General features: G+C 61.7%; 15 protein-coding genes and 1 tRNA gene. 8 read left to right on the top strand and 8 right to left on the bottom strand.

The genetic code is table 11. The annotated features are described in order from the left end of the window. Window positions 1-2: 2 nt before the first annotated feature. Window positions 3-3,998: an ATP-dependent RNA helicase HrpA gene (gene hrpA, locus VUN82_16880; protein XAS70757.1), complete on the bottom strand. Its 3,996-nt coding sequence runs from the start codon at window positions 3,996-3,998 to the stop codon at window positions 3-5. A 251-nt stretch (window positions 3,999-4,249) separates the two neighbouring features. Further along, window positions 4,250-4,420: a hypothetical protein gene (locus tag VUN82_16875; protein XAS70756.1), complete on the bottom strand. Its 171-nt coding sequence runs from the start codon at window positions 4,418-4,420 to the stop codon at window positions 4,250-4,252. Between the two features lie 81 nt (window positions 4,421-4,501). On the opposite strand from VUN82_16875, the gene VUN82_16870 reads away from it, so the two are divergent. Beyond that, on the top strand, window positions 4,502-5,470 hold the full coding sequence (locus VUN82_16870) for a helix-turn-helix domain-containing protein (GenBank protein XAS70755.1): 969 nt from the start codon (window positions 4,502-4,504) through the stop codon (window positions 5,468-5,470). A 12-nt stretch (window positions 5,471-5,482) separates the two neighbouring features. Here VUN82_16870 and VUN82_16865 read toward each other — a convergent pair whose 3' ends face one another. The 6 genes from VUN82_16865 to VUN82_16840 form a co-directional block, all read right to left on the bottom strand. Continuing rightward, on the bottom strand, window positions 5,483-5,785 hold the full coding sequence (locus VUN82_16865) for a protealysin inhibitor emfourin (protein XAS70754.1): 303 nt from the start codon (window positions 5,783-5,785) through the stop codon (window positions 5,483-5,485). Between the two features lie 83 nt (window positions 5,786-5,868). Further along, window positions 5,869-6,912 (bottom strand): M4 family metallopeptidase, encoded by a 1,044-nt coding sequence (locus VUN82_16860; protein ID XAS70753.1) that lies wholly within the window; start codon window positions 6,910-6,912, stop codon window positions 5,869-5,871. Between the two features lie 181 nt (window positions 6,913-7,093). Continuing rightward, window positions 7,094-7,166, bottom strand: a tRNA-Arg gene (locus tag VUN82_16855). Window positions 7,167-7,287: 121 nt separating this feature from the next. Next, window positions 7,288-8,790 carry an oxidoreductase gene (locus VUN82_16850; protein XAS70752.1) on the bottom strand — a complete coding sequence of 501 codons (1,503 nt, stop codon included), beginning with the start codon at window positions 8,788-8,790 and terminating at the stop codon, window positions 7,288-7,290. Continuing rightward, on the bottom strand, window positions 8,787-9,662 hold the full coding sequence (locus tag VUN82_16845) for an FAD:protein FMN transferase (GenBank protein XAS70751.1): 876 nt from the start codon (window positions 9,660-9,662) through the stop codon (window positions 8,787-8,789). The genes VUN82_16850 and VUN82_16845 overlap by 4 nt, the downstream gene beginning before the upstream one ends. A 5-nt stretch (window positions 9,663-9,667) precedes the next feature. Beyond that, window positions 9,668-10,144, bottom strand: coding sequence for a hypothetical protein (locus VUN82_16840; protein ID XAS70750.1), 477 nt, complete (start codon window positions 10,142-10,144; stop codon window positions 9,668-9,670). A 255-nt stretch (window positions 10,145-10,399) separates the two neighbouring features. Here VUN82_16840 and argS point away from each other — a divergent pair, with 255 nt between their 5' ends. The 7 genes from argS to prfA all read left to right on the top strand — a co-directional run bounded on the left by argS (window position 10,400) and on the right by prfA (window position 20,813). After that, window positions 10,400-12,049, top strand: a complete 1,650-nt coding sequence (gene argS, locus VUN82_16835) for an arginine--tRNA ligase (GenBank protein XAS70749.1) — start codon at window positions 10,400-10,402, stop codon at window positions 12,047-12,049. A 4-nt stretch (window positions 12,050-12,053) separates the two neighbouring features. Further along, on the top strand, window positions 12,054-13,538 hold the full coding sequence (gene lysA / locus VUN82_16830) for a diaminopimelate decarboxylase (GenBank protein XAS70748.1): 1,485 nt from the start codon (window positions 12,054-12,056) through the stop codon (window positions 13,536-13,538). Further along, the gene (locus tag VUN82_16825; GenBank protein ID XAS70747.1) at window positions 13,531-14,847 is read left to right on the top strand and encodes a homoserine dehydrogenase; all 1,317 of its coding nucleotides are present in this window, start codon (window positions 13,531-13,533) and stop codon (window positions 14,845-14,847) included. The genes lysA and VUN82_16825 overlap by 8 nt, the downstream gene beginning before the upstream one ends. Then, window positions 14,848-15,951, top strand: coding sequence for a threonine synthase (gene thrC / locus VUN82_16820; GenBank protein ID XAS70746.1), 1,104 nt, complete (start codon window positions 14,848-14,850; stop codon window positions 15,949-15,951). 2 nt (window positions 15,952-15,953) lie between these two features. After that, window positions 15,954-16,928 (top strand): homoserine kinase, encoded by a 975-nt coding sequence (gene thrB, locus VUN82_16815; GenBank protein ID XAS70745.1) that lies wholly within the window; start codon window positions 15,954-15,956, stop codon window positions 16,926-16,928. A 307-nt stretch (window positions 16,929-17,235) separates the two neighbouring features. Beyond that, a complete protein-coding gene (gene rho / locus VUN82_16810) occupies window positions 17,236-19,467 on the top strand; it encodes a transcription termination factor Rho (GenBank protein ID XAS70744.1) in 2,232 nt (743 codons plus the stop codon). 272 nt (window positions 19,468-19,739) lie between these two features. Continuing rightward, a complete protein-coding gene (gene prfA, locus VUN82_16805; GenBank protein XAS70743.1) occupies window positions 19,740-20,813 on the top strand; it encodes a peptide chain release factor 1 in 1,074 nt (357 codons plus the stop codon). The last annotated feature ends 13 nt before the right edge of the window (window positions 20,814-20,826 follow it).

The raw sequence follows: 20,826 nt of genomic DNA, 5'->3' as shown, positions 1-20,826 counted from the left end.
TGTCAGGCCGGCGCCAGGGCCTGGTTCAGCACTGTTCGGATGCGCTTCTCGGAAACAGAGTAGGCCGTGCCCAACTCGACGGCGAAGAGGCTTACACGCAGTTCCTCGATCATCCAGCGCACCCGGGTTAATTCCGCACCTGCCCGGCGTCCGGGGAGCAGGGCTGACACGGCGTCATCGTAGTCATCCTCGAGCGCCTGAACGATGGCCATATTCAATCCGTCGCGCTGAACGTTGCCCGGAAGCTTCTCCAGCCGCTTCTCTATCGCCTGCAAGTACCGTGGAAGCTGGCTCAGCTGCGCGTAGCCCGTCTGTGCCACAAAGCCCGGAAAGACCAACTGCTCCAGTTGGCTTTTCATGTCATTGAGGGCGCTGATGAGTGGCAGGCTGGCACTGGACTTCAGCTGCTTCTGGATCCGGCGGGTGCTCGCCAGGATGCGTTCGACGACGGCCGTCACTGTAAATACGGTATCGATCAGCTCAGCACGGACTACTTCATGCAACGCATCGAAGGCTTCCTTATCCCAAGGCAGTGCCTCCGGGGTCAGTTTGTCGATGGCGGCGAGGGCGCAGTCTGCGATCAGGGCGCTGACCGAGCCGTGCGGGTTTTGGCTGAACGTCAGTTTTTCGGTGTTGCTGAGATGCTCCAGCACGTACCGGTCCGGTGAGGGAATCCGAAGTGCCAGGAGTCGGATTACGCCACCACGCATGGCCGCTTCCTGCTCCTGCTGGCTTTGGAACACGCGCAGGGCCACAGAGGTACCCTCATCCACAATCGCCGGGTAGCCAGTCACTGCGTGGCCCCTGACCGTTCGGGTGACTTGGCGTTGCACGGTCCCGAAATCCCATTCGTTGATACCAGTACGTTCGGCCACGGCACCTTGGGCTGGGTCGGCACTGGCGCGAACGTCAGGGCTGCTGACGCTCCCTGCCGCGGAACCTGCGGTCTTGCCGTTTGAGGTCCCGGGGGCTCCGGTTCTTGTGCCGCTCTTGCCGGGGGCCGTCGTCGCGGGTGTTGCACCGAGCGATTCGGCGATTGCCCGTCGCGTGGCAGGGGCCAGCTTTTCTTGTAGTTGGGCAAGGTCCTTGCCTTCGTCCAGGACCTTGCCGTTGCTGTCCACTACCTTGAAGCTCACGCGAAGGTGGGGAGGCACTGCCTCCCAGTTCCATGATCCTGGTGGGATGACGTGTCCGCGGAGCCGGCGAAGAACCAGTTCCAAGGAGGACTCGAGTTCGTCAACGGCCGGATCGAAGTCTCTTTCCAAGGCCTCCGTAGCCTGACGGGCGACGTCAGGGGCAGGCACAAAGTTCTTCCGAACCTGCTTAGGCAGGGATTTGATAAGCGCTGTGACCAGGTCTACGCGTTGTCCCGGAATCTGCCACCGGAACGGTGCGTCGTCCAGTTGGTTCAGGAACAACACCGGAACTTCAGCTGTGACACCGTCTGAAGGATTCGGAGCAGACCCCGGAGCCACAGGATGGAATTCGTAGCTCAGTGGAAGTTCGAAGCCCTTGTGCAGCCACGTCTTGGGGTAGGCAGAATCATCAAGGGCCTCGGCGTCCCCGCTCATCAAAAGCGACTGATCAAAGTCCAGCAGCGTTGGATCGGTTTGGCGGGCATCCTTCCACCATTTATCGAAATGCCGTTCGGACACGACGTCCGTGCCCACCCGGGCGTCATAGAACTCGAAGAGGGTCTGATCGTCCACCAGGATGTCCCGCCGGCGCATTCTGGTCTCAAGCTCTTCGATCTCCTGCAGGAGCGCGCGGTTGCGGTGGAAGAATTTGTGATGGGTCTTCCACTCGCCCTCCACCAGTGCATGGCGGATGAACAGTTCCCGGGACAACTCCGGATCGATGCGGCCGTAGTTGACCCGCCGGTTCGGGATGATAGGCACGCCGTACAGCGTGACTTTCTCGTGGGCCATGACGGCGCCCTGACGGGAGGACCAATGGGGCTCGCTGTAGGAGCGCTTCACGAGGTCCGGGGCTACCTGCTCCACCCACAAGGGATCGAACTTTGCCGCCACCCGTGCCCACAAGCGGCTGGTTTCCACCAGCTCGGCGGCCATGACGAATGCCGGCGATTTTTTGAACAAGGCAGAGCCGGGGAAGATCGCGAAGCGGCTGCCGCGTGCACCGGCGTATTCGCGCTTGCGCTCATCAAGAAGGCCGACGTGGCTCAGCAATCCTGACAGCAGGCTGATGTGGATTCCCTCGTGGTTGCCTACGGGATCAGCTTCACGCTTATTGTCCAGCGTGATACCCAAGGGCTTGGCGAGTTGGCGGAGTTGGGTGAAGAGGTCCTGCCACTCCCTGACACGCAGGTAGTTGATGAACTCATTGCGGCACAGCCGCCGGAACTGCGTTGAGGACAGCTCGCGTTGCTTTTCCTGGATGTAGTTCCAGAGGTTGAGGAAGCCCGTGAAGTCCGAGTTCTCGTCGCGGAACCGCGCATGCTTCTCAGAAGCGAGTTGCTGCTTGTCGGTCGGCCTTTCGCGTGGATCCTGGATGGTAAGGGCTGCTGCCAGGATCATCACTTCGCGGACACAACCGCGTTTGCCTGCTTCGACAATCATCCGGCCCAGCCTTGGGTCAACGGGCAACTGCGCCAGCTTCTCCCCGACGGCGGTGAGGCCACCACCGCTGCGGCGGTTATCGCGGGGATCCTTGGACGCAGGCGTGCTCGAAGTAGCCGGGCTGAGGGCGCCAAGTTCGCGAAGGAGGGTGACGCCGTCGTTAATGGCGCGTGAATCAGGCGGTTCGACGAACGGGAAGTTCTCAACATCCTTGGGACCGCGGGCAACGCCCATGGCCGTCATCTGCAGAATGACCGCGGCCAGGTTGGTCCGCAGGATTTCCGGATCCGTGAACTGTGGACGGGACTCAAAGTCTTCTTCTGAGTAGAGACGGATGGCGATGCCCTCGGAAACACGGCCACATCGCCCGGAACGCTGGTTGGCTGACGCCTGGGATACACGTTCGATCGGCAGGCGCTGGACCTTGGTCCGGTGTGAGTACCGCGAGATGCGGGCGGTGCCGGTGTCGATCACGTATTTGATGCCGGGGACCGTCAGCGAAGTTTCCGCCACGTTGGTGGCGAGGATGATGCGACGCTTTCCACCCGGATTGAACACGCGGTGCTGCTCCTGCAGGCTCAACCTGGCAAAGAGGGGCAGGACTTCGGTACCTGCCAGGCGCCGGTTGGTCTGGATGCGGCCATTGATGGCCTCGGCGGCGTCGCGGATTTCCCGCTCACCGGAGAAGAACACGAGAATATCGCCCGGTGCTTCCTTGGCCAGTTCATCAACCGCGTCACAGACCGCATCCAACGGATCCCGGTCCTCTTCCAGTTCGTCATCGGAACCGTCCTCGTCGGATCCGGCAGGCTGTGACAAGGGCCGGTACCGGATCTCTACCGGGTAGGTGCGGCCAGAAACCTCGATGATGGGGGCTGGGGACTCCTCGGTGCCAAAGTGCTTGGCGAAGCGTTCAGGATCGATCGTGGCCGAGGTGATGATTATTTTCAGGTCCGGCCGCTGGGGGAGTACCCGTTTCAGGTAGCCCAGGATGAAGTCGATGTTCAGGCTGCGTTCGTGGGCTTCGTCAATGATGATGGTGCTGTACTTGCGCAGGAGTTTGTCCCGTTGGATCTCTGCCAGGAGGATGCCATCGGTCATGAGTTTGATCTTGGTCGATGCGCTGACCTCGCCGGTGAACCGGACCTGGAAGCCAACTTCCTGGCCGATCTCGACGTCCAACTCGGACGCGATGCGCTCCGCAACAGTCCTGGCCGCCAGTCGTCGCGGCTGCGTGTGGCCGATCAGGCCTTTGTCGCCCAGGCCCAGTTCCAAGCACATCTTGGGGATCTGCGTGGTCTTGCCCGAGCCGGTTTCGCCGGCAATGATGGTCACCTGGTTTGCGGCGATCGCCGCCATCAGATCCTCGCGGCGCTCGGATACCGGCAGCTCAGCGGGGTAGGAAATATGAAGTGTCATGGCTGCTGCCAGTCTACTGTGGCTTCCCGCCAACGTCCGCTGTCCCCTGTCGCATGTCCGGAGCCTCACCGCTGCCCGGCGCTGCCCGGCGCCGCCCGCGGCTGCCCGCCAAGCGAGCTACTGCAAGCCGCGCGCACAGTGACGCGGGCACAGGGACGCCCGTCGTTCAGGAAATCCTGGTGGATTCCGTGAAGGACGGGCGTCGGATGGACAGAGCCTTGGCGGAGTGCTTTCAGTGGGCTGGCAGGCGGCTAGTAGATGCGGGGGTTCCAGTAGGGAGTGCTCGGAGCGTCGAAGGCGCTCCAGGGTTCCTTGGAGTTGATGGGTGGGTTGTGGCCCCGTCCGTCCTTCAGGAGGGCGGTCACGGTGGCTGCGACGGCGGTGATAAGGACGATGAATAAAATAATCCCGAAGATTTCCATGCCTTCAGTCTTCTCCTGGCGGCAGCCAAGAAACAGTGGCAGAAATGCCCCATTTAGACAATTTTCTGCCACACTGGAGATATGTTGAAATCAGTAGCCGTCATTGTTGTCCCTGACTTCTCCATCTTTGAGTTCGGCACTGCCTTTGAAGTCTTCGGCATCGACAGATCCGATCGCGGCGCAGGCGTTCCCGCTTTCGACTTCAGGGTTTGCGCGCCGGAGCCAGGAGACATCCGCATGAAGTCCGGGCTCTCGCTGCATGTCAACCACGGCCTGGAAGCCGCGGCCGATGCCGACCTGGTGATCATGGCGCCCTTCGGCAGGGACCAGGAGATCCCCGAGCCTGTCCTGGATGCACTCCGGGCCGCTCACGCCAGGGGCGCCTGGGTGATGTCCATTTGCTCCGGCGCTTACGCCTTGGCGCGGGCCGGGCTGCTTGATGGGCGCCGGTGCACCACCCACTGGCACTATTCCCAGGATCTGGCGAGTCGTTACCCTGCAGCAGTGGTGGATGAGAACGTCCTCTATGTGCAGGACGGAACCATCATTACCAGCGCAGGAACTGCCGCTGGAATCGATGCGTGCCTCCATCTTGTGCGTGTAGAGCTGGGAGCCAACGTAGCTGCGGCGATCGCGCGCGACATGGTAGTCCCGCCTCATCGCGACGGCGGCCAGGCCCAATTTATTGACCGGCCGATGCCCCGATGTGGTTCAGCGCCCATGGAGGAACTCCTGCGGTGGATGGTTGAACACCTCGACGAAGAACACAGTGTGAACGAGTTGGCTGCTCGGCTGCATATGTCACCCAGGACATTCGCCCGCCGCTTCAGGGCGGAAACGGGGACTACGCCTGCGGCTTGGTTGAACTCCCAGAGGGTCCTGCGGGCCCAGGAACTCCTGGAGTCCACGGAGTTGAATATCGATGAGATTGCGCGGGAAGCAGGATTCGGGCATTCTGTCCTGCTGCGCCACCATTTCACGAAGGTGTTGGACACGAGCCCACAGAGCTACCGACGGGCTTTCCGCGGGCAGCTGGCCGAGGCGATCTAGCAGCTAATCTTTCTAACGGCGGGCCCCCAGGCGGCCACGCGACTCGGAACCTTCAGCCTTGGCACACTCCACCAGCTCCTGCCAAGGCCCCGTGACCGCGCGCTCGGGTAGCGTCGCCCGCCGTTGACCTGCCCTGATGGAGTACATGAACCGATCCGGTTCGTTGACAGTTCTGGCCTGGCTCTTCGCTTCGTCCCAGGGACATGCCTCAACGATAGGCATCCAGCGCTCTTTGTCGTCATCAGAGACTGCCTCCACGCTCCAGATGCGTGTCGTCGCGGCTACGCCCCCGCTGCGCTGGACGGTGATTTTCATGACCGGCTACTTCTCGTTTGACGTACTGGCGGCAAGCCAACGACGACGGGAATGCCCGGGGCCGGACGGTCCCGCCGACTGGTCTAAACCTTGACCTTCACAGTCTCCCATGCCTTCAGGACGGCGTCATGCTCTACTGAGCCAACGCCAAAGAGTTCTTCGGCGGTAGCCGCAGTGGTCTTGGCGAACTTGCCAAAGGTACAAGCTGGCGGCAGCGACCCGCTGGTGAGTGTGCCATACCAGATCTGCCCTGGCACACCCCATGCATTGCCGCCCAACTCCGCGGCAACAAGGTAGAACGCCCTGTTGGGGATGCCCGAATTGATGTGTACGCCACCGTTGTCGGCACTGGTCCGAACGTATGTGTCCATCGAGTCCGGCTGCGGGTCCTTACCCAGGATGTCGTCGTCATAAGCGGTGCCCGGGGCCTTCATCGAGCGCAAGGCGGCACCTTGGACCTTGTCGGTAAAAAGGCCCTCCCCGATCAGCCAGCTTGCTTGCTCGGTGGTCTCCTTCTTGAAGTATTGCTCCACGAGTACACCGAAGACGTCCGACAAGGACTCGTTCAAGGCGCCTGCCTGGTTGCGGTAATTGAGCCCGGCCGTGAACTGTGTGACCCCATGAGCGAGTTCGTGGCCAATGACACTGACGGACTTGGTGAAGCGCTGGAAAATCTCCCCGTCGCCGTCCCCGAAGACCATCTGTTTTCCGTCCCAAAAGGCATTGTCGTACAGATTGCCGTAATGAACGGTGGCGTCCAGCGCCAGGCCGGCACCGTCGATGGAATCCCGGCCGAAGATCTCTGCATACAGTCGGTGCGTACTCCCCAAGCCGTCATAGGCCTCATCGGCAGCGGCGTCCCCAACAGGAGCAGTTCCTTCCTTGCGGACCAAGCGGCCGGGCAGGTTTTCCGAGGTGTCGGCATCGTAAATGGTGCGCTTTGGCGGGCCGGGCTTTGCCGCCACTGCACTGGGGGGAACGGAGGGTGCCGGCGCCGCGCGAACCGCCTGGAGATCCTTGATGTGCAGGAGTGACTCCTTCGCGGCACGGGCAACAGCCCAAAGCCGTGGTTCACTCTGGGCGGCAATCCTTCGAAGCATGTAAGGCGGAACGATTGAACAAATCACGGCAACCCCTTTGGCTCTTGGCGACTGGCAACTGTGATCAGCGTAGGAGTGGGGGATGACAATTTTGGGGTGTTCGCCCGGCAAGCCCTGAATTGATAGTGGCGACCCGGGTAGCGGTGGCTGGATTGGGCGTTGGAACACAAAAAATACCCCGCCAGTTGGACTGGCGGGGTATTGGGTGTGCCCTCGATAGGATTCGAACCTACGGCCTTCTGCTCCGGAGGCAGACGCTCTATCCCCTGAGCTACGAGGGCATCCGGGGTTCCCTCCGTTGCCGGTGGGACGTCCTAGAGCTTAGCAGTCACCGCGCCCCAAAAGAAAACCCGGCCATGATCTTTAGCGCCCTGCACCTTAGGGTCCACCGGTACCTGCAGCTCAGTACCCCGCAAACGAGTCAACATGTACCCGTCGCGCACCCGCACCGCGCGCCGCGGCACGCAGGGAATCCACGCTCGCCGGGGAACCGGAGACGTAAACCTCGCGGGCCTCGATGTCCGGTACCAGCTCCTTCAGGCGCTGTGCATCGATCCGGGAAGTACCGGCGTCGTGCATGAAATCGGGGGGAGTAGAGCCGTCCGCAAGCCGGGCGATCACTTTTGCCCCCGATGCCTCCAATTGCTCACACGCGGCTAGTTCATCTCGCCCCTGGGCAAGGTACAGGACCATGGTGTCGCGGGGTGCGGCGTCGGACGCAAGGTGGGAAAGAAAGGGAGTGATGCCAATACCTGCGGCAATCAGCAAGACCGGCTTGGCGGCGTCGCGCGGGAGCACGAAGTCTCCGCCAACCGCTGTGGCGGAGAGCATGTCACCAGGCTTTAGCGCCAACAACGTCTTCTTGGCAGTGGACAAGGGCTCGGCAGTTCCGACGCCGAAAGTTACTTCTGGAGCACCCGGGGCGCTGGTGATGCTGAAGACACGGCGGCGGCCTTTGCCATCTGACCCCGAATGCGGCAGGTTCAGCTCCATGAATTGACCCGCCGCGTAGCGGACTGGGCGCCTTGGCTCGAAGCGGAACTCCCTGGTCCCCGGCGTTAGGGCCCTGGATCCCTTGAACGTCAGTTCCACGCGGCCCCGCTGGCCCAGGAAGAAAGCGATGAGGTTCCCCACCAGGAGCGCGAGCTCAGGGGAATTGGCCACAAAGCCAAAGTTGTACGGAACCGCAAAGACAACACCGACGACGCCGGCAAGCGCCAATTGCTGCCAACGGCGTGGGGGGAGCGTGAGCGGCTCGGTAAGCATGAAGCCGACAAAGAAGAGCAGGGGGCGCTGAGCCAACGGCTGCCAAAGGGCCTGCCCGAAGGTCATGCCGCGGCCCAACAATTCGACACAGACGATGCTGGTGGCCACCAGCAGGAAAACTGTTGCCATCAGCATTTTGCGTGTGCGGTACAGGACAGCCAGGACGCCGGGAACGAGGAGCCACAACATGGCAGGCGTTGCAGCCCACCACGTAGCTATGTTCAGTCCGGTCAAGCCCGTGATGAAAGCCCCTGCGGCCGCAGGGTTGAAAATGTGGCGCCCACGGAAAGCCAAAGCATACTTCGACGCGCTGGCCAGGACACAAGCCAAAGCAACACCCAGCATGTCAGTGGGGACGAATGTGGGCCAGAACAGGAAATACAGGAGCAAGCCCGTAATGAGTGAAGACTCCGAATGTGGCGTGGTTCGGAAAAGCAAGGCCAGCAGGCGGTTCGATCCATAGGTAAGCCCCAGGCACAGGCATACGTGAACCAGCATCTGTGGCAGGCCGAACGTCAGCCACCCCAAGACGTTCAGAAGCAGGCTGTAGGCCACCAGTACCCCGAGAACCCACAAAATCAAGCGGTACATGGTGAAGCGGCCCAACCAGGTGTCCAATCGCGACTTCATGGCATTCATGTGAACAGTCTCCCCTCAAAGCCAGCCGAAAATGTGGCAGTCCCATTCGAAAACACCCGGAGCCAGGAAAAATCGAACTCAGCCTCGAGGGCAGCCGGCTCCACCATGAAGAGTGCCGTAGCCAAGGCATCTGCCACCATCGCGCTCGCGGCCATGGTCCACGTGGCCACTGTGGTTTGGATTGGTTGCCCCGTGGTTCCGTCCAGTACATGGTGCAGCCCGTCGCCCCAGGCCCGCCGGTTGGAGGCGGAAGCGCAGAGGGCGGAATTGTCCAATTCCACAGTGCCGATTGCCTGCTTAGGGTTATAAGGATGCTCCAAGGCCACAGTGACGGGCATGCTGCCGGCATGCAGCATGTCGCCGCTGCCATCCACCAGGAAGTCAACATAGCCGGTCGAGCGGAGGACTTCAGCGAGCAGGTCCACGAGCTGTCCTTTTCCTGCGGCGCCGATGTCCAATACGAGCGGGACCTTGCCCGACACCGTGGTTCCCGACCATTCAAGGACGTCGTCTTCCCACTTGGCTGCGCCCTCAGGGGCTCCTGAAGGAACCAGGGAGTAGCCGGCATCGTAACCAAGACGGTTCAAACTGCTGCCGATCAGGGGTGTCATGGAGCCTCCACTGAGCCGGTACAGGGCCTCGTAGACGTCATGGAGGGCCACAGAGTGCCCGGGCAGGGAAATGCTGCCGGGGCCGCGCTGCAGAGCGGACACCAGGGAATCAGGCCTGAACCGCGAATACGTGTGGTCGTAATCCGCCACCGTTCCCAGCAGTTGGCGCTGCACATCCGGCGCAAGCGTCGACGACGTCGAGATCTCCCAGTGCGTACCGATCCCTTCGAAGCTAAAGCGGCTCCAGCCCGGATGCGGCATGACTGCTACTTTGCCTGGGACTTGATCTGCTCCACGGCCTCGTTGAAGCCGCCGGAGGTCAAGGAGGAACCGGCCACCTTGGAAACGTTGAGTTCGTCGATGTCTTTGCCAACGATCTGCGCCGCGATACCGCTGGCAAACTCGCCTTGGAACTTCTTGGTATTGGGGTTGGAGGGGTGGACGGTGATATTCACTGCCTCCACCTTGTCCGCGGCCAGCGTGAGCTGAACGCCAACCGTCTCCTGGCCGTTCGGCGATGTGTATGTTCCGTCGGCGCTGTACGTGCCGTCCTTGTAGGTGGAACCACCCTTTCCAGCCGAAGAGGAGGAAGAAGGGCTGCCAGTGGAAGCCTGGCCACCATTCTGGGTAGCGGGTGTCTGGGTTGACGGGGCTTCCGTTGTGGGGGCACAGGCAGCTGCGGTCCCGATAATGGAGACGCTGGCGAACCCGACGTAGAGGCTCTTGCGGAGTGGCGTAGTCATGTTCTGCTCGTTTCAACTGGACAAGATGTAATCATCAACATGTGGTCAACGGATGGTTGCGGTCTCTGGACGACCGTTAGGGCCACCTCTTACGTCTTCACAACGTTGAAATCAGCCTAATGGTTCAGTCTGTGAGTGCCCCCCGCCGTTTATGTATAGGTGCTGTGTCCAGTCATGGATAGGCGCAGTGTCCAAGATATCCACATAAACGAGCCTTAATTCCTCGAGTTCGCGGGCCCCCGGTAGGCTGGATGGGTGACTCCCGAAGAACTCTCTGCTGCCATATCCACCTGCCTTAAGGATGCCGTCTCTGCCGGCGAAATTGCCTTGGCGGAATCCGCTGTCCCCGACGACGTCCGGGTGGAGCGCCCCAAGAACAGGGACCACGGAGACTGGGCCACCAATATTGCCCTGCAATTGGCCAAGCAGGCCGGCACGAATCCGCGCGAGTTCGCGGGAATCCTCAGCCACCGCCTACAGGAAATCGCCGGCGTGACCGCAGTGGAAATCGCAGGTCCGGGCTTCCTGAACATCACCGTTGACGCTGCTACGGCAGGCGCGCTTGCCAAGGCAATCGTTGAGGCGGGTTCCACTTACGGAACCAACCAGGCGCTCGCAGGACATGTTGTGAACATGGAATTCGTTTCCGCCAACCCCACGGGTCCTCTTCACATCGGCCATACCCGGTGGGCCGCCCTGGGCGACGCGATCGCCCGCGTGCTGCGGGCTTCGGGCGCGGACGTCACCGCCGAGTACTACATCAACGACGCCGGTTCGCAGATGAACGTCTTCGCCAACTCAGTCCTTTCCCGGCTCCACGGCCGTGGCGTCCCCGAGGGCGGCTACCCGGGCGAGTACATCCGTGAACTCGGTGATGAAGTACTCAAGGCGCACCCGGATATCCGTGAACTCACTGACGAGGCTGCCCTGCCGGTCATTCGTGCTGCTGCCTACGAGGCACAGATGGCGGATATCAAGGCAACGCTGGCAGATTTCGGCGTTGAGTTCGACGTCTTCTTCTCGGAGAAAGAACTGCACGACGCCGGTGCCATCGAATCTGCCGTTGCCCGCCTCCGCGAACAGGGCCATGTGTTCGACGACGGCGGCGCCGTTTGGCTGCGCACCACTGACTTCGGTGATGACAAAGACCGCGTGATGATCCGCGCGAACGGGGAACCCACTTATTTCGCCGCCGATGCCGCGTACTACCTCTCCAAGAAGGACCGCGGTTTCACGGAGAAGATTTACCTTCTTGGCGCCGACCACCACGGCTACATCAATCGACTCAAGGCTATTGCAGCGTGTGCGGGCGACGATCCCGAGGTAAACATTGAGGTTCTCATCGGACAGTTGGTGTCCGTCAACGGCGCCAAGTTGTCCAAGCGTGCGGGCAACATCATTGAACTCAAGGACCTCATTTCCTGGTTGGGCAAGGACGCAGTGCGCTACTCCCTTGCCCGGTTCCCTGCCGACTCGCCGCTGACACTGGACCCGGAACTGCTCAAGAAGAACAGCAACGAGAACCCCGTGTTCTACGTGCAATACGCCCATGCCCGCTCCAGGGGAACGGCGCGCAACGCCGCCGAGGCGGGGGTCGACCGATCTGTGTTCGACGCATCGCTGCTGGATCACGCCACGGAGAACGAGCTTCTGTCCTATTTGGGCAGCTACCCTTCCATCGTGGCCAAAGCAGCCGAGCTCCGCGAACCGCACCGCGTTGCCCGCCATCTTGAAGTCATCGCCGGTGCCTACCACCGCTGGTACGACGCCTGCCGGGTCTCCCCGCTGGGCGAGGAACCAGTGCTTGACGTGAACCGGACCCGTCTCTGGCTTAACGACGCAACGAGCCAGGTGCTTGCCAACGGACTCGGACTGCTGGGCGTTTCCGCGCCGGAACGGATGTAAGGCCATGACCACAAACGCCGCACCAAATTCACCCCAGGCCTCTCCGCTTGCTCCCGAATGGCTGGCCGTCCCGGAAGACCTTAACGCCCTTCAAGCACCGATGTGGGCAGCCGGTGTGGAGAAGAACGAAGCCGGTGAGGTAACCATTGACGGGATTTCAGTCAGCGATCTCAAGGCGCAATTCGGCACTCCTCTCTTTGTGATGAGCGAATCTGACTTCCGCGCGCGTGCCCGTGCTTTCAAAGACGCCTTCGACGACGCTTTCGCGGACATCTGTGGGGGAGTGGATGTCTATTATGCAGGCAAGTCTTTTCTCTGCACGTCGGTGGCACAGTGGGTGGCAGAGGAAGGCCTTCGCCTGGACACATGTTCCGGAGGTGAACTGGCAGTTGCCGCCCGCGCAGGAATCCCCGGGCCCAACCTTGGGCTGCACGGTAACAACAAGTCCGACGCCGAGATCAACCGGGCACTGGATATGAGGGTGGGCCGAATCGTGGTGGACAGCCTCGATGAATTGGAACGGGTCGCCAAGATTGCCTCCAGCCGCGGCGAGACCGCCAAGGTCATGCTGCGCCTCACACCAGGAGTGCACGCCCACACCCACGAATTCATCGCGACAGCGCACGAGGACCAAAAATTTGGCCTGTCCATGGCTGAGGACTCCACAGAGGAAGCTGGCCTGTCCGCCGCTGAAGAGGCAGTGGCAGCCGCGACGTCGTACCCGAGCGTGGAGCTCTTGGGATTGCACTGCCACATCGGCTCCCAGATCTTCGAAGCCGACGGATTCGCGCTGGCCGCGGAAAAGCTCCTCGGTTTTCAGGCAGCGATGCAGGCCAAATACTCCATCATCCTGCCGGAATTGGACCTCGGGGGCGGCTATGGAATCGCCTATACGCCAGTGGACACCCCCCGCCCTCCGGCGGAAATTGCGCAGGCGATGGCCGCCGTCGTGCGTTCAAAGTGCGCAGAACTCGGCATCGAACCGCCCCGCGTTTCCATCGAACCCGGACGCGCGATCGTCGGGAGCACTACGTTCACTTTGTATGAGGTAGGCACGCTTAAAACTGTCCGCGTGGACGTTCCGGGCACCGAAACAGGTCCAGAGAACGTTACGTATCCGCGCCGGTATGTGTCGGTGGATGGCGGAATGAGCGACAACGCCCGTCCGGTGCTTTACGACGCGGATTATTCGGCGATTTTGGCGTCCCGTGACTCGGATGCAGCTCCGCAGCTGTCCCGCGTAGTGGGCAAACATTGCGAGAGCGGCGACATAGTTGTTAGAGATGTATATCTGCCCGCGGATGTGGCAGCCGGTGATTTGCTCGCATTACCGGGTACCGGCGCCTATTGCTGGGCCCTCTCAAGCAACTACAACTACCTGGCCCGGCCTGGCGTTGTCGCTGTGCGCGACGGAGCCGCCAGGCTCATTGTCCGCGGGGAAACCGAAGAAGATCTCTTGAACCGCGACATGGGAGTGGCGAATGTCTGAAGTGCGAACCCTGAAGGTGGCCCTGCTGGGCTGTGGCAATGTAGGGGCCCAGGTCGCGCGCATTCTTATTGACGACGCCGAGGCACTGGCCGCCCGAAGTGGTGCCCGCCTCGAGCTGTCCGGTATTGCCGTGCGCAACATCGACTCGCCGCGCGACGTCGAACTGCCTCGTGAGCTCTTTACCACGGACGCCGAGACCCTCGTCAAGGACGCAGACCTCGTCATCGAGCTCATGGGCGGAATCGAACCCGCACGTACGCTCATCGTCACCGCCATCCAGAATGGCGCGTGCGTTGTCACCGGCAACAAGGCGCTGCTCGCGCAGGACGGCCCCACTCTCTACGAAGAGGCTGACAAGGCCGGCGTCCAACTGTCCTACGAAGCCGCAGTTGCCGGTGCCATTCCCATCCTGCGGCCGATCCGTGACAGCCTCTCCGGCGATCGCATTACGAGGGTTCTCGGGATCGTGAACGGGACCACCAACTTCATCCTTGACCAGATGGACACTACTGGTGCACAGTTTGCGGACGCCCTTGCCGAAGCGCAGCGCCTCGGATACGCCGAAGCTGACCCCACCGCCGATATCGAGGGCCATGATGCGGCTGCCAAGGCTGCGATCCTGGCATCGTTGTCCTTCCACACAAGGTTCTCCCTGGACGACGTCTATTGCGAGGGGATCACCAAGGTCAGTGCTGCGGACATCGCTTCGGCCAAGGAAGCCGGCTTCGTCATCAAGCTTCTCGCCATCGCCGAGAAGATCGAAGCTTCAGAGAACGGCAGCGGAATCTCGGTGCGCGTGCACCCCACCCTCCTGCCACGCGAACATCCGCTTGCCGCTGTCCGTGGCGCGTTCAACGCCGTCTTCATTGAAGCCGAAAACGCCGGTGAACTGATGTTCTACGGCCAGGGTGCAGGGGGGACTCCAACTGCCTCAGCTGTGTTGGGTGACCTCGTCTCCGCTGCCCGACGCCTGGTGCTGGGCGGTCCCGGCCGCACGGAAACAACTACCGGGCATGTTCCGGCACTGCCCATTGATGCCTCCAACACCAGCTATTACATCGGTCTGGATGTAGCAGACCAAGCAGGTGTGCTGGCTCGCATCGCCCACATTTTTGCGGAGAACGGCGTATCCATCGAGATCATGCGTCAAACGATCCACCGCGACTCTGCCTCGAATGTTGAGTCGGCTGAGCTGAAAATCGTGACGCACCGTGCATCCGAAGCTGCACTCGCAGCAACCGTCGAGGCCGTCAAGGGCCTGGACGTCATCAATTCTGTGACATCCGTACTGCGGGTAGAAGGGGTCTAAGTGGCTCACCAATGGCGCGGAGTAATCCGCGAATACGCTGATCGTTTGCCTGTAACGGAAGCCACCAAGGTCATCACCCTCGGCGAGGGCGGCACGCCGCTCGTCCACGCTCAGAAGCTTTCCGAGCTGACCGGCTCCCAGGTGTACCTGAAGGTCGAGGGAATGAACCCCACGGGTTCATTCAAGGACCGCGGCATGACCATGGCGATGACGGCAGCAGTCGAAGCCGGCGCCAAAGCCGTTGTATGTGCTTCCACCGGAAACACCTCCGCCTCGGCCGCCGCTTACGCGACAGCCGCCGGCCTCAAGTGCGCCGTGCTGGTCCCCGAGGGCAAGATCTCCATGGGCAAGCTCAGCCAGGCGATCGCGCATGGCGCCACCCTCCTGCAGGTGGACGGCAACTTCGATAACTGTCTGGATATCGCCCGCAAGCTTGGCGAGTCCTACCCGGTCTTCCTGGTGAACTCGGTCAACCCTGCCCGTATCCAAGGCCAGAAGACCGGTGCCTTCGAAGTTGTGGACTCCCTGGGCGATGCCCCGGACATCCATGTTCTGCCGGTCGGCAACGCCGGAAACATCACTGCCTACTGGAAGGGATACAAGGAGTACTCCGCCCCCTTCGAGACCGCCAACGGCACACTGCCGGCCGTGTCCACCAAGACACCCATCATGTGGGGATTCCAGGCTGCAGGTGCAGCGCCGTTCGTTGCAGGGCACCCGATCACTGAGCCGGACACCATTGCCACTGCCATCCGCATCGGCAACCCGGCATCATGGGACACTGCCGTCGCTGCCCGCGACGAATCCGGTGGCCTGATTGAAGCTGTCACGGATGAGGAAATCCTGGACGCCCACCGTTGGCTCTCCTCCAAGGAAGGCGTCTTTGTCGAGCCCGGCTCTGCTGCCGGCGTGGCAGGCCTGATCAAGAAGCACGCTGCTGGTGAGGTTCCGTCCGGCAAGACTATCGTCATCACCGTTACCGGCCACGGACTGAAGGACCCGCAGTGGGCCCTCCGCACGGAGGACGGCAGCGATGTCCAGCCGGTCAAGGTTTCCAATGACGTCGTTACCGTTGCCGCGGAACTGGGACTGGAAGAAAAATAAGAGTGGAACAAACGCAGCCCACCGCGACCGATCGTCAACTCGTCGCGGCAGGCCAGCGGCTGACCGTCAAGGTCCCCGGTACGAGCGCCAACCTGGGTCCCGGCTACGACAGCCTCGGCTTGGCCCTGTCCATTTATGACACCTTGACGGTGGAAACGCTCACCACCGGAGAGCTCGAATTCGAGCTCTCCGGTGAGGGCGCCGATACTCTTCCGCGCGACTCCAGCCACTTGGTGGTGCGTGCGATCGACCTCGCCTTGGAACGTTTGGGTTTCCGCCACTCCGGTCTAAGGATCACGGCCGACAACGTTAATCCGCATGGACGAGGGCTGGGTTCCTCGGCGTCCGCAGTTGTAGCAGCCGTTACGGCGGCCAATGCCTTGGTTCCACAAGAGGCGCAGCAGGATCTCGACTGGATCCTGCAGTTGACCAGCGAAATGGAAGGCCACCCGGACAACGTCGCCCCCGCCATTTTCGGCGGACTGGCGCTCTCTTGGCAGGACAGCGAGCAGTACAGCAGTACTCGTGCTGAAGTAGCCCGGACCGTAGTTCCCGTGGTGGCCGTTCCGGATTACGAACTCTCCACCGAAACTGCCCGCGGACTCTTGCCCGCGTCTGTGGGCCACCATGCTGCTGCAATGAACTCCGGACGCGCAGCATTGCTTATCCACGCGCTGACAACACAGCCGGAATTCCTGCTGCCCGGTACCGAAGACTACCTTCACCAGAGCTACCGGGCCGAAGCCATGAGGCCCAGCGCGGACCTTATTGCGGCGCTGCGGACGGCCGGTCACGCTGCCGTGGTTTCCGGTGCCGGTCCTACTGTCATGGTCCTGGCCAATGGGCCGGGCGAAGCGGCAACCGTTGCCGAATTCATCGAGGCATTTACTGGTGCCAACACACCGAACGTCGGTTGGCGCGTGATGACGCTGGCTGTGGACGTTGAAGGTGCTAGAGTGGAAGTGCACCGGCGGTAAAGCCGCGGGCAGTTCCCTGATTTTGGATCTTGGCGGTTTCGCTGTTCCTTTCGTCAACTGTGCCAACGTCTGGCGGTGCCGTCTCCTTCCGGCCTGTCTCAGGTGCCGCAGAACTCTCTCTGTTCCCTGAATATTCAGTCGGCTGTCCGGGCAACTGGATTCAATGAAGACGATCAGTATCCGGCCCTGTTGGCCACAATCCATCAGGCACGGCCGAAATCACCGGCTGCAGATCTGAACTGCAGCCCAGAACAAATCATCGCGTCCAGCTCTCGCTCTGGACGCCGTCGAGGGGGAAGGATCCTTCGTGACAGAAACCACTGAGCTGGCTTCAGCTGTGGACACAACAACTTCTGCTGCCGAGTCGTCAACAGCAGCAACCACCAAGAGCAGCGGCCTTGCCGGCCTTAAGCTCGCCCAGCTCCAGGCTCTTGCCAGCCAGCTGGGGATCTCCGGTGGGTCCCGTATGCGTAAGGGGGACTTGGTAACAGCCATTTCCGCCCATCGTGCCGGGACTTCTACCGCCAAGGCCCCGGCCAAGGCATCGACGAAGGCAGCCACCGCGCCCAAGGCAGCGCCGGTCGCCGACGTCAAGGTTGCGGAGAAGAGCGCGCCTGCTGCTGACGCAAGCGCCGAGGCGCCGGTCCAGGAAGCCCCTCGTGGACGTGGACGTGGCCGTAGTCGCCGCGCCACCAGCGATGGTGTTGTGTCCGCAACAGAGGCCGCTGCATCCGCTGAAGCGCCGGCCGCGCCGGTTGCAGAGCCCGAGGCAGCGCCGGAAGTCAGCGAAGCCGGCACCGAGCGTCGCCAGCCCCGCACCCGTAACCGTCGCCGCAGCGAGGCTGCTGCAGCTCCCGACGAAACTGCAGAAGCCCCGGCTGCTGAGCAGCGTCCCGAGCGCGCTGAACAGCGTGAACAGCGCGCCGAGCGGACTGAGCAGCGTGAACAGCGCGGCGAACGGACCGAACAGCGTGAACAGCGCGGCGAACGGACCGAACAGCGCGCCGAGCGCACTGAACAGCGTACCGAGCAGCGCGAACAGCGTGCCGAGCGCACTGAACAGCGTACCGAGCAGCGCGAACAGCGTGCCGAGCGCACTGAACAGCGCGAACAGGCCGACTCTGGCGATCAGTCCCGTGAACGTCGTGACTCCCGCGGCCGCCGCGAGGACACCAACGACCTCGAAGACGGCGGCAACCGCCGCAATCGCCGCAACCGCCGTGATCGCAACGATCAGAACGAACGCAGCGACCGTCGTGGCGCTCAGGACAGCAGGGACGGCAACACCCGCAGCGACCGCTTCCGCGACCGCAACGAGCGCCGCCGTGGCCGTGCACAGGGGCCGGATGTTGACGACATCGAGGTTACCGAAGACGATGTTCTGCTCCCCGTAGCAGGCATCCTGGACGTCCTGGAGAACTACGCATTCATCCGTACCTCCGGCTACCTCCCCGGTGCAAACGACGTCTACGTTTCCCTGGCACAGGTCAAGAAGTACAACCTCCGCAAGGGCGACGCCGTCGTTGGCGCCATCCGTGCACCCCGCGAAGGTGAAGACCGCAACCAGCAGTCTTCGCGCCAGAAGTTCAACGCCCTTGTTCGTGTGACTTCGGTCAACGGCAAGACTCCTGAAGAACTCAAGGACCGCGTGGAGTTCGCCAAACTGGTGCCGCTGTACCCGTCCGAGCGCCTGCGCCTGGAAACAGACCCCAAGAAGATCGGTCCGCGTGTCATCGACCTCGTGGCTCCGATCGGCAAGGGCCAGCGTGGCCTGATCGTCTCCCCGCCCAAGGCCGGAAAGACGCTCATCCTGCAGTCCATTGCGAACGCGATCACCACCAACAATCCTGAGGTCCACCTCATGATGGTGTTGGTTGACGAACGTCCCGAAGAAGTCACGGACATGCAGCGCACCGTCAAGGGTGAGGTCATTGCCTCCACCTTCGACCGTCCCGCAGACGACCACACCACGGTTGCCGAGCTCTCCATCGAGCGCGCCAAGCGCCTCGTTGAAATGGGCATGGACGTTGTGGTCCTCCTGGACTCCATGACCCGCCTGGGCCGCGCCTACAACCTGGCAGCACCGGCCTCCGGCCGCATCCTGTCCGGTGGTGTGGACTCCGCAGCGTTGTACCCGCCGAAGCGCTTCTTCGGCGCCGCCCGCAACATCGAAAACGGTGGCTCACTGACCATCCTGGCAACGGCGCTCGTAGAGACCGGCTCCAAGATGGACGAAGTCATCTTCGAGGAGTTCAAGGGCACCGGCAACATGGAGCTCCGCCTGTCCCGCCAGCTGGCAGACAAGCGCATCTTCCCGGCCGTGGACGTCAACGCGTCCGGTACGCGCCGCGAAGAGAACCTGCTCTCGCCTGAAGAAGTCAAGATCATGTGGAAGCTGCGCCGCGTCCTTTCAGGCCTTGAGCAGCAGCAGAGCCTTGAGCTGCTGACCAACAAGATCCGGGAGACGCAGAGCAACGTCGAGTTCCTCATGCAGGTTCAGAAGACGACGCTCGGAGCGAAGTCGGACAACGACAAATAGCTGTGCTCTAACCGCTCAAAATATGCCGGCCCCGCCCCTACGCCGGGTAGCTTGCGATCTGCGATCGCAAGCTACCCGGCTCCGGCAGGCCCGAAGCCACTCCCTGGCCGGCATATTTTGAGCGGTCTTTGTTTAAGGAATCCTTGATCTAAACCGAATCCTTGGCCCGACACCACGCGAGGTCAAATCGGCCCATGTGCGCCCGCCAGATGGGCTGTACGTGACCCCACGATGCAGTTATTAGACTTGTTGAAGTCGAAAGAGGTTTGAAAATGTTTGAGTCCGTACAGGGATTGCTTGATGAGCATGCTGCTATCCAGGCGCAGTTGAGTGATCCTGCTGTTTATGCCGATCAGTCTGCTGCCCGGAAATTGGGGCGGCGTTCTGCGCAGCTCCAGGGCATTGTGGAGGCGTACAACAAATGGCGCGGGCTCAATGACGATTTGGAAGCTGCCAAAGAGATGGCAGACGAGGATCCCGAATTCGCTGCAGAAGTTGTGCAGCTGGAGGAGCAGATTCCTGCGGCACAGGAGCGGCTGCGCCGTCTGTTGATCCCTCGTGATCCGGACGATGCCCGCAACGTCATCCTTGAGGTCAAGGGTGGCGAAGGCGGCGACGAAGCTGCGTTGTTCGCCGGTGACCTTCTCCGTATGTACATGCGGTACGCCGAGTCGCGGGGCTGGAAGACTGAGATGATCTCCGCTAACGAATCCGATCTTGGTGGATACAAGGACGTTGCCGTGGCCATCAAGGGCAACTCGAACGACCCCGCGGAGGGCGTGTTTGCGCGACTGAAGTTCGAAGGCGGCGTGCACCGGGTGCAGCGTGTTCCGGTGACAGAGTCCCAAGGCCGTATCCACACATCCGCGGCAGGTGTCCTGGTGCTTCCCGAAGTGGATGAACCCGAAGAACTTGAAATCAACCAGAACGACCTCAAGATCGACGTCTACCGTTCCTCCGGTCCTGGTGGCCAGTCCGTGAACACCACTGACTCCGCAGTTCGAATCACCCACTTGCCTACGGGCATCGTGGTGGCCATGCAGAACGAAAAGTCGCAGCTGCAGAACCGCGAAGCCGGCATGCGCGTTCTCCGTGCGCGTCTTCTGGCCCACCAGCAGGAACAGATCGACGCCGCCAACTCCGAACAGCGCAAGTCGCAGATCCGTACGATGGACCGCTCAGAGCGCATCCGCACCTACAACTTCCCGGAAAACCGCATTGCGGACCACCGCACTGGGTATAAGGCATACAACCTCGACGCCGTGATGAATGGTGACCTGGAACCCGTTATCCAGTCGGCAATTGAAGCGGACGAGCAGTCGCGACTGGACGCCCTGGGCGAGTAGCAGAGCACCACAA

The organism is Micrococcaceae bacterium Sec5.1 (assembly GCA_039636795.1).
Classification (GTDB): domain Bacteria; phylum Actinomycetota; class Actinomycetes; order Actinomycetales; family Micrococcaceae; genus Arthrobacter.
The sequence above is the reverse complement of the archived record's forward strand: the minus strand, read 5'-3'. Positions and strand labels throughout refer to the sequence as shown.